Raw genomic sequence first — 6,919 nt, 5'->3', positions numbered from 1 at the left:
GTACAGCTCTTCTGAATACACTTACCTATACGAAAAACCATGAAATCACAGGATATTGCCATAGTCGGCATCTTACTTGCGGTCGGTGCTATTGCCCGGTTCGCCGCCTTGTATGCACCATTACCGCCATTTCTTGTACCAAACTTTGTGATCGTCTTCTACTGTCTGGCAATCATGCTGGTCGTCCCGAAATTCTCCCAGGCACTGGGGATTGGGTTTATCGGCGGGATCATCAGTGCTCTTATCAGTCATTCGATCTTCCCACCAGGAAATCTTATCAGTGAGCCGATAGGGGCGGTCGTCTGTCTCCTTGTATTCCAGGCGCTTAAAAGGACGGCTGCAGCACCTTCCATTGCTACCCTGCTTGCCACATTTGCAAGTGGTATCTCCTTTCTCTGTGTGGTCATGCTGCTGGTTATGGTGGCACCAGGTCTGCTCTTTAAGGCATTTAACTACGAGAGCCTGTATGCGTTCTTTAGTGCCATGATGGTGATGATAGTCATCCCGACGGCAATTATCAACACCATTATTGCCCAGATCCTGTATATTCCTGCATCACGGGCATTATCCCGGAGATCATGATACGTGCAACATCGCTCAGTTACACATACCCGGTGGGAACCCGCCCGGCCCTCCGGGACATCACCCTTTCTATTGGTGCCGGGGAACTCGTCCTGATCACCGGTCCGACCGCTGCCGGAAAGACCACACTGTGTTATGCACTGGCCGGCATTCTTCAGCATGAATTTGGAGGTACCTTCTCCGGGTATCTTGCGCTCCGGGGCAGACCGGTTACTGAGTATGCAGGTGTCGGAGAACTGAACCGGTATGTGAGCATGGTCTTTGATGATGCTGACTCACAGCTCATCTTTACCAGTGTTGAGGAAGAACTGGCATCAGGGCTTGAGACCCGTATCGACTCAAAACAGGAGATAGAGAAACGGATCTTTGATGTCATGGAACTCTGCGGGATTACCCATCTTCGTGAGCGACCTCCATATGCCCTCTCCGGAGGCCAGAAGCAGCGGGTTGCGATTGCTGCCGCTCTTGCGATGGATACCGACATTATCATCCTTGATGAGCCGACCTCAGAGCTTGATGTTGCGGCAACGTCCCGTATCATTGAGATTCTCAAGAGCCTGAAGGAGCAAGGAAAGACCATCATCATCGTTGATCACTCCCTGGAAGGGTACCGGAACGTTGCAGATCGGGTTATCGTCATGGAAGAGGGACATATCAGCCGTGAAGGAACCTTTGATGAACTTTTCCCTGAGCAGCAGGGGTCTATGAAAGCACTCTACACTGACCCTGATCTTACACCGTATACACCCACCGATCGGCCGGCGATTGTACGGATAGACTCTCTTATGAAGCGGTACGGGACGATTGAAGCACTGAACGGGATATCCGTAACCTTGTATGAAGGGGAATTTGTCGCCATCCTTGGAGAGAATGGATCCGGAAAAACAACCCTTGTAAAACACCTGAACGGACTATTGCGTCCTGACGGGGGGTTGGTTCACGTCCGGACACTTGATGCGACAACCGCCCCGGTTATTGATCTGGTTCAGCAGACAGGTCTTGTGTTTCAGAACCCGGATACCATGCTTTTTGCAGACAGCGTGAGAGAGGAGATACTGTTTGGACTGGAAAACATAGGCGCATCATCTCCTGATCAGGTCATTGAGGAGGTCCTCTCCATGGTCGGGCTTTCCGGCTTGGAATCGACATATCCGCGGCATCTGTCCAGGGGAGAACGCCAGCGGCTTGCAGTCGCCTGTATCCTTGCCATGAAACCGGAGATTATCATCCTTGATGAACCAACCACCGGCCTTGATGAGCTGGAGTCTGACCGGATGATGGAACTGATGCTGACCCTTCAAAAGAAAGGGCATACCATCATCATGGTGACCCATAACATGCGGATTGCCGAAGAGTATGCAGGTCGAATTATCGCGATGGAGAACGGGCGTATCATCGGTGATTATCATAATCTGAAGGGGCGGGCATCATGAGCGAGATTCTCCAGTATATTCCTGGAAACAGCCCGCTTCATACCATAAACCCGGTGACCAAGTTACTGCTGGTTATCCTCATCGTCGGCCTGTGTGTTATGTCATCACAGATACCGTTTCTCTGTTTTCTCATCGGAGTTCTGATCTTCGGTGCCCTTTTTTCAGGTCTCATCAGAGAGATCATCAGTCAGATTCCGTTCCTTCTTCTGCTGTCATTCTTCCTGGTGGTTCTGACCAGTCTGACGGTTCAGGAGGGGGCATTACTCCTCCCGATTCTCCCATCCACAGATCCATCGATACAGGGCTTTGGGATAACCATGGGCGGTCTCATGTTCGGAATCATCCTCTCGCTCCGGTTCATCGTCATGATAACCGCATTTCAGCTCTTTGTTATAACGACCAAACCCAGTGATCTGGTAACCGGCCTTTTGGCATTTCGACTGCCAGTTGACTATGTACTCATGCTCCTCATAGCGCTCCGGTTCATTCCCAGTCTTCAGCTGGAGGCCAGGCGTATTCATGAGGCACAACTATGCAGAGGATATAACCCGGGAACTGGGATATCAGGAAAGATACGAAGTATGAAACCGATCATGATTCCCCTCGTCGCGAATTCACTGGCAAAGACACAGGTGCTCGGTCTTACCCTTGACATGCGGGGATACCGGGCCAGAAAGAAACTCCCCTTTCATAAACTGGTATTTGGGCCGGGAGATATGATCAGTGCGATCCTGATTCTCATCATTCTGGGAGCATTTCTCTATCTCCATTTCTTCATGGCCTGATCCCCGTCAGTATCAGACCTCTAAATGTCCTCTTTTTTGATCCCTTATCGCCATAATTAAAGTCCTTGAATGGCAATATGTGTCTGTTTATGATCTCAGTCCTGCTTGTCGATGATGAACCGGTTATCCTGGATATCGCCCGTGCCTTTCTTGAGCGTCATGGGGAGTTTTCGGTAACGACCGTGCTGTCTGCCGAGGAGGGGCTTGCATTGCTGAATGAGCGGGGCTTTGATGCGGTGGTCTCTGATTATGAGATGCCGGGCATGAACGGGCTGGGGTTTCTCAGAGCAATTCGGGAAAAAGGAAATCATATCCCCTTTATCATCTTTACCGGTAGAGGAAGGGAGGATGTGGTCATTGAGGCGCTGAATGCCGGTGCAGATTACTACATCCAGAAAGGCGGGGACCCGCGGGCCCAGTTTACTGAACTGGCCTATAAAATTCGCGAATCTGTGAGGAAAAAGAAAGAGGTCCAGCCCCCTGCCGAACATGAAACAATCAGGTCAAAAATAATCGGTCATATCCGTGCCATTGAATCCCAGATCGCTCAGATGAAAGCAATGGGGATTACTCCTTCACAGGAGCCAATGATCAGGGAATGTGAGTCGCATATCAGGGATCTGCTCTTTCTGTTTGGTGAGCATAAAGAAACCTGATATGCAGGATTATCCTTTCTCAATAAGACTTTTTGCCATTGCAAATGCCTCGTTGGCTTCGTTCATCTGACCAAGGGCAAGGTGAATCTCTCCTTTTTTGTTCCAGATCTCTGGATTGTCAGGCTCCAGTCCGGTCATGACCTCATAACATTTCAGAACTTCCATGTACCTGCCCAGTTTTGTCAGGGTGTACGCCTTATGCTGCCAGAGGTCGATCCGTTTCGGATCTAGCTCAATCGCCTTGTCAAATTTTTGCAGGGCATCTTCATACTGCTCAAGCCGGTTGTATGCAAATCCTAAAAGAAGCCATGAGTTCTCCTTCTTATCTCCAGGTTTTGCCAGCTCCAGTGATCGCTCGGCGGATTTGATAGCCTGTTTATACTGACCACTTTCAATATAGGAAGATGCCTTTCCCTGCCAGGCACCACTATCATCCGGGTTGAGACGGATGGCCTCATCAAAGTCATTCATGGCCTCCTGTTGTCTGCCAAGATGCTGAAGAGCGATGCCCCGGTATGTCCATACCTTTGGGTTAATCGGGTCAAGCCGGATTGAATGACTATATGCATCCACTGCTTCAGTATAGAGTCCGTCTTTTGCAAACCGGTTCCCCTGCTCGATCCAGTCCTGTGCACTCCATCCCTCAGTTCCGAGACATCCGCACAGGAGGATAAGCAGCAGCACAGAAAGGATCAATTCAACAGTTGAAACGAACTTCATGAAGATACACATTCCAAGTGCCTGAATGCACAATTCTGTCTACTTGTTGTCAGAGAAATATGAAATGTCTTCCTCTTGATCAAGGAATGACTGCTATCGGAGTCTTTGGAATTTTACGGGCGATGACTTCTCCCTGCTTTTTATATAAAAGATTTGCCTGGCTGATGGCAATATCTGCCTCATCGGCCCGGCCTAATACCCGCAGGACTGATGCCTTATTGATCCAGTTCTCTGCATTATCCGGATTAATCTTGAGTGCCTGTTCAAAGGATGCCAGCGCCTCGGTGTAATTCTTCTCCATTACATAGGCATACCCGCGTGAACTCCATGCCTTTTCCATTCCAGGGTCCATCTGGATGATCTTGTCAAAATGGGATATCGCAAGGTCGTACTGGCCCCGGCCGGAGAGGGCAAGACCCCGGTAGTACCAGTACTCGGTATTGCCCTCATCTAGTTCAATGGCTTTGTAAAAGGAACGAACCGCCTCGTCATAATCCGCCATCATATAACTGGCCCTTCCTTTCATATACCACGCCTCCGGGTAGTCCTGTTTCAGCCGTATCGCTATGGTGAATGCATCGATTGCATCTTTATACATGACCAGTTCAAAAAGGGCCTTTCCCTTCAGGTAATAGAGCTCACTATTGCTTCCAGACAACTGAATTGCCTGATTATATAGTGATACTGCCTCAGCATACCGGCCGGAATCAAACGCAGCCTTTGCTTCATCCTTGAGCCGGTCTGTTTCTGTGCACCCGGATAACAAAACACCGGCAATCAGGATTACAGCGGTAAGCAAACCAAAATACTTCCTGATTATCCGGTTATCCGAGTTCATCCTGGTCACCAGTCAGGTACTCATTTTTTCTTCTTCGGTATTGAAACATCCGGGTAATGAACCAATTCGGGAAAAGAGGAGGCAATAGCCTGAAAAAATTTATTCGTAGAGATACTGTTCATCAATCCGGGTATATGAAACAAGCTCTTCCGGTTTGAAATGAATAGCAATCTCGCGATTTGCAGTCTCCACAGAGTCGGAACCATGGATAACATTCATCCCTATCTCAAGGGCATAGTCTCCCCGGATCGTTCCGGGTGCTGCACCGGCAGGGTTGGTTGCACCGATCATATCCCTGCTGATCTTTACGATATCTTTTCCTTCCCACACCATGAGAAAGCATGGTCCGGAGGTGATGTATGCCTTCAGGCCCGGGAAGAAGGGTTTTTGTACGTGTTCTGCATAGTGTTCCATGACCCTGGCATCAGGAAGCCGTTCAAATCGTGCGGCAACCATCTTGAATCCACGACGTTCAAATCTGGTGATAACCTCACCGATCAGCCCGCGCTGGACACCGTCCGGCTTTACCATCAGAAATGTCCGTTCCATTGTTATACCTTGCCAAGGGCCTTCCGGCCGGCCGTAGTCCATCTGACACGGCGTGGAATACGACCAAGTTTATGATTTTTCTGACACTTGGTGCTGCAGTAGTAGAAAATCTGTCCGTCTTTCTTGACGTACATCTTCCCGGTTCCAGGCTCCATCTGCAGGCCGCAGAATGAACAGACATGTGTATCAATCATTGTTTACCTCCGGGAGAGTTTCTTTGCTTCACGTTCAGTCTCAAGGAGCATCAGAACATCACCCTCACGGATCGGTCCGACCGTGTTACGGGTGATAATCCGCCCCTTGTTCGGGCCATCAAGGATACGGGCCTTCACCTGCATGGCTTCCCCATGCATACCGGTTGAGCCGATAACCTCGATTACTTCAGCGGGCGTTCCGTCCATGGTATTCACTCAGCTTTGAGTGCTGCAATCTGGGCAGCAATATCATCAATCATCTCTTTTGCCTTTCCGGACTTTACGATAGCTGCAGCAGCAGAGCCGACTTCAAGTCCGCAAGCAGCGCCGATATCATTCTGCTTGTTGATGAAGAGATACGGAATCTTCTTTTCTTCGCAGAGTGGTCCCAGATGCATGACGATCTCTGCTGGTTCAACATCGCCTCCGATAAGGACCAGCTGTGCGATGCCGCGCTCAATGGCCTTCGTGGCTTCGTTCGAGCCTTTCTTGATTTTTCCGCTTTCACGTGCGGCTTCGACGGCTTCAAGAGCCTTGTTCTGGATCTCTTCAGAGACTTCAAAGGTAACGTAGTTTGCCATGAATTCACCTCATTCAGGAGGGGCATGACCCTCCGTCATCACTCATCAGCAGATGACGAATGTGCCATATAAGTTACGGCTGTGGGCGTTTAAATGTTCGTAGATCAGATCTCTCGTCCCAGAAGAGAATCTCATAAAGTGACCGGATTTTTCGAGAGAACATGCTGGTAGATGACTACATCGCGGTTCCGGTAGAGTTCCTGAAGTCTGGTATCATCTATTGATATATTGTATTTCTTCATCTCTTCAGGGCCGACATACAGCAGATCTGCCTGGTACCGTTCCATCAGGGAGATGGTCTGCTCCGGGTCTTCATAGAGGGACTGTATATGGTGACCCCGCTCTCCATACCAGCCTTCCGGATCATTGCCTCTCCACATGTATTCGTGAAACTGCCATCCGACTATGGTCGGGATTCCGGTAAAGGATGAGACTCGCGACGTATACTGATAGTCATCACCCGCAGCCTCGACGATGATATGATCCCCCGGAAGGCTTCGTAAATATGCTATTGCTTCAGCATCCTCCCGGTTGGCAGAAGAGAGCCATGCCATACCGTCAAGGGTGGGAGTATGGGGGCC

Annotated in this window: 10 protein-coding genes and 1 pseudogene; 4 read left to right on the top strand and 7 right to left on the bottom strand. The window is 49.7% G+C overall.

The features are described 5' to 3' along the window. Positions 1-39: 39 nt before the first annotated feature. From PLA23_RS08820 to PLA23_RS08805, 4 genes are all read left to right on the top strand, one after another. Positions 40-582 (top strand): tryptophan transporter, encoded by a 543-nt coding sequence (locus tag PLA23_RS08820; RefSeq protein WP_324331346.1) that lies wholly within the window; start codon positions 40-42, stop codon positions 580-582. Next, entirely contained in the window at positions 579-2,015 is a 1,437-nt protein-coding gene (locus PLA23_RS08815) for an ABC transporter ATP-binding protein (protein ID WP_324474895.1), read from the top strand. Before PLA23_RS08820 ends, PLA23_RS08815 begins: the two co-directional genes overlap by 4 nt. Next, the gene (locus tag PLA23_RS08810) at positions 2,012-2,800 is read left to right on the top strand and encodes an energy-coupling factor transporter transmembrane component T family protein (protein ID WP_324331156.1); all 789 of its coding nucleotides are present in this window, start codon (positions 2,012-2,014) and stop codon (positions 2,798-2,800) included. Before PLA23_RS08815 ends, PLA23_RS08810 begins: the two co-directional genes overlap by 4 nt. Before the next feature lie 77 nt (positions 2,801-2,877). After that, positions 2,878-3,456: a response regulator gene (locus PLA23_RS08805; protein ID WP_324474894.1), complete on the top strand. Its 579-nt coding sequence runs from the start codon at positions 2,878-2,880 to the stop codon at positions 3,454-3,456. Between the two features lie 9 nt (positions 3,457-3,465). Here the strand turns inward: PLA23_RS08805 and PLA23_RS08800 are convergent, their stop codons facing one another. From PLA23_RS08800 to PLA23_RS08770, 7 genes and pseudogenes are all read right to left on the bottom strand, one after another. Next, positions 3,466-4,176: a tetratricopeptide repeat protein gene (locus PLA23_RS08800; protein WP_324474893.1), complete on the bottom strand. Its 711-nt coding sequence runs from the start codon at positions 4,174-4,176 to the stop codon at positions 3,466-3,468. Positions 4,177-4,255: 79 nt separating this feature from the next. Next, on the bottom strand, positions 4,256-4,975 hold the full coding sequence (locus PLA23_RS08795; RefSeq protein ID WP_324474892.1) for a tetratricopeptide repeat protein: 720 nt from the start codon (positions 4,973-4,975) through the stop codon (positions 4,256-4,258). 138 nt (positions 4,976-5,113) lie between these two features. Continuing rightward, positions 5,114-5,563, bottom strand: coding sequence for a nucleoside-diphosphate kinase (ndk, locus tag PLA23_RS08790; RefSeq protein ID WP_324331148.1), 450 nt, complete (start codon positions 5,561-5,563; stop codon positions 5,114-5,116). 2 nt (positions 5,564-5,565) lie between these two features. Beyond that, complete coding sequence (locus PLA23_RS08785; RefSeq protein ID WP_324331147.1) at positions 5,566-5,757, bottom strand: 50S ribosomal protein L24e; 192 nt, start codon at positions 5,755-5,757, stop codon at positions 5,566-5,568. A 3-nt stretch (positions 5,758-5,760) separates the two neighbouring features. Then, positions 5,761-5,964 (bottom strand): 30S ribosomal protein S28e, encoded by a 204-nt coding sequence (locus PLA23_RS08780; protein WP_011448598.1) that lies wholly within the window; start codon positions 5,962-5,964, stop codon positions 5,761-5,763. A gap of 5 nt (positions 5,965-5,969) precedes the next feature. Next, complete coding sequence (rpl7ae, locus tag PLA23_RS08775) at positions 5,970-6,338, bottom strand: 50S ribosomal protein L7Ae (RefSeq protein WP_324331141.1); 369 nt, start codon at positions 6,336-6,338, stop codon at positions 5,970-5,972. A gap of 131 nt (positions 6,339-6,469) precedes the next feature. Beyond that, positions 6,470-6,919: pseudogene (locus PLA23_RS08770) on the bottom strand (DUF2298 domain-containing protein); the annotation flags it as partial.

Source organism: Methanospirillum sp. (assembly GCF_035406105.1).
Classification (GTDB): Archaea; Halobacteriota; Methanomicrobia; order Methanomicrobiales; family Methanospirillaceae; genus Methanospirillum.
Note: the sequence above shows the minus strand (reverse complement) of the source record. Positions and strands in the feature narration are given on the sequence as shown.

What these genes read in the sequence shown, in the direction of transcription:
- PLA23_RS08820 (WP_324331346.1), top strand. Translation starts at nt 40, where the DNA reads ATGAAATCACAGGATATTGCCATAGTCGGCATCTTACTTGCGGTCGGT.
- PLA23_RS08815 (WP_324474895.1), top strand. Translation starts at nt 579, where the DNA reads ATGATACGTGCAACATCGCTCAGTTACACATACCCGGTGGGAACCCGC.
- PLA23_RS08810 (WP_324331156.1), top strand. Translation starts at nt 2,012, where the DNA reads ATGAGCGAGATTCTCCAGTATATTCCTGGAAACAGCCCGCTTCATACC.
- PLA23_RS08805 (WP_324474894.1), top strand. Translation starts at nt 2,878, where the DNA reads ATGTGTCTGTTTATGATCTCAGTCCTGCTTGTCGATGATGAACCGGTT.
- PLA23_RS08800 (WP_324474893.1), bottom strand. Translation starts at nt 4,176, where the DNA reads ATGAAGTTCGTTTCAACTGTTGAATTGATCCTTTCTGTGCTGCTGCTT.
- ndk (WP_324331148.1), bottom strand. Translation starts at nt 5,563, where the DNA reads ATGGAACGGACATTTCTGATGGTAAAGCCGGACGGTGTCCAGCGCGGG.
- PLA23_RS08785 (WP_324331147.1), bottom strand. Translation starts at nt 5,757, where the DNA reads ATGATTGATACACATGTCTGTTCATTCTGCGGCCTGCAGATGGAGCCT.
- PLA23_RS08780 (WP_011448598.1), bottom strand. Translation starts at nt 5,964, where the DNA reads ATGGACGGAACGCCCGCTGAAGTAATCGAGGTTATCGGCTCAACCGGT.
- rpl7ae (WP_324331141.1), bottom strand. Translation starts at nt 6,338, where the DNA reads ATGGCAAACTACGTTACCTTTGAAGTCTCTGAAGAGATCCAGAACAAG.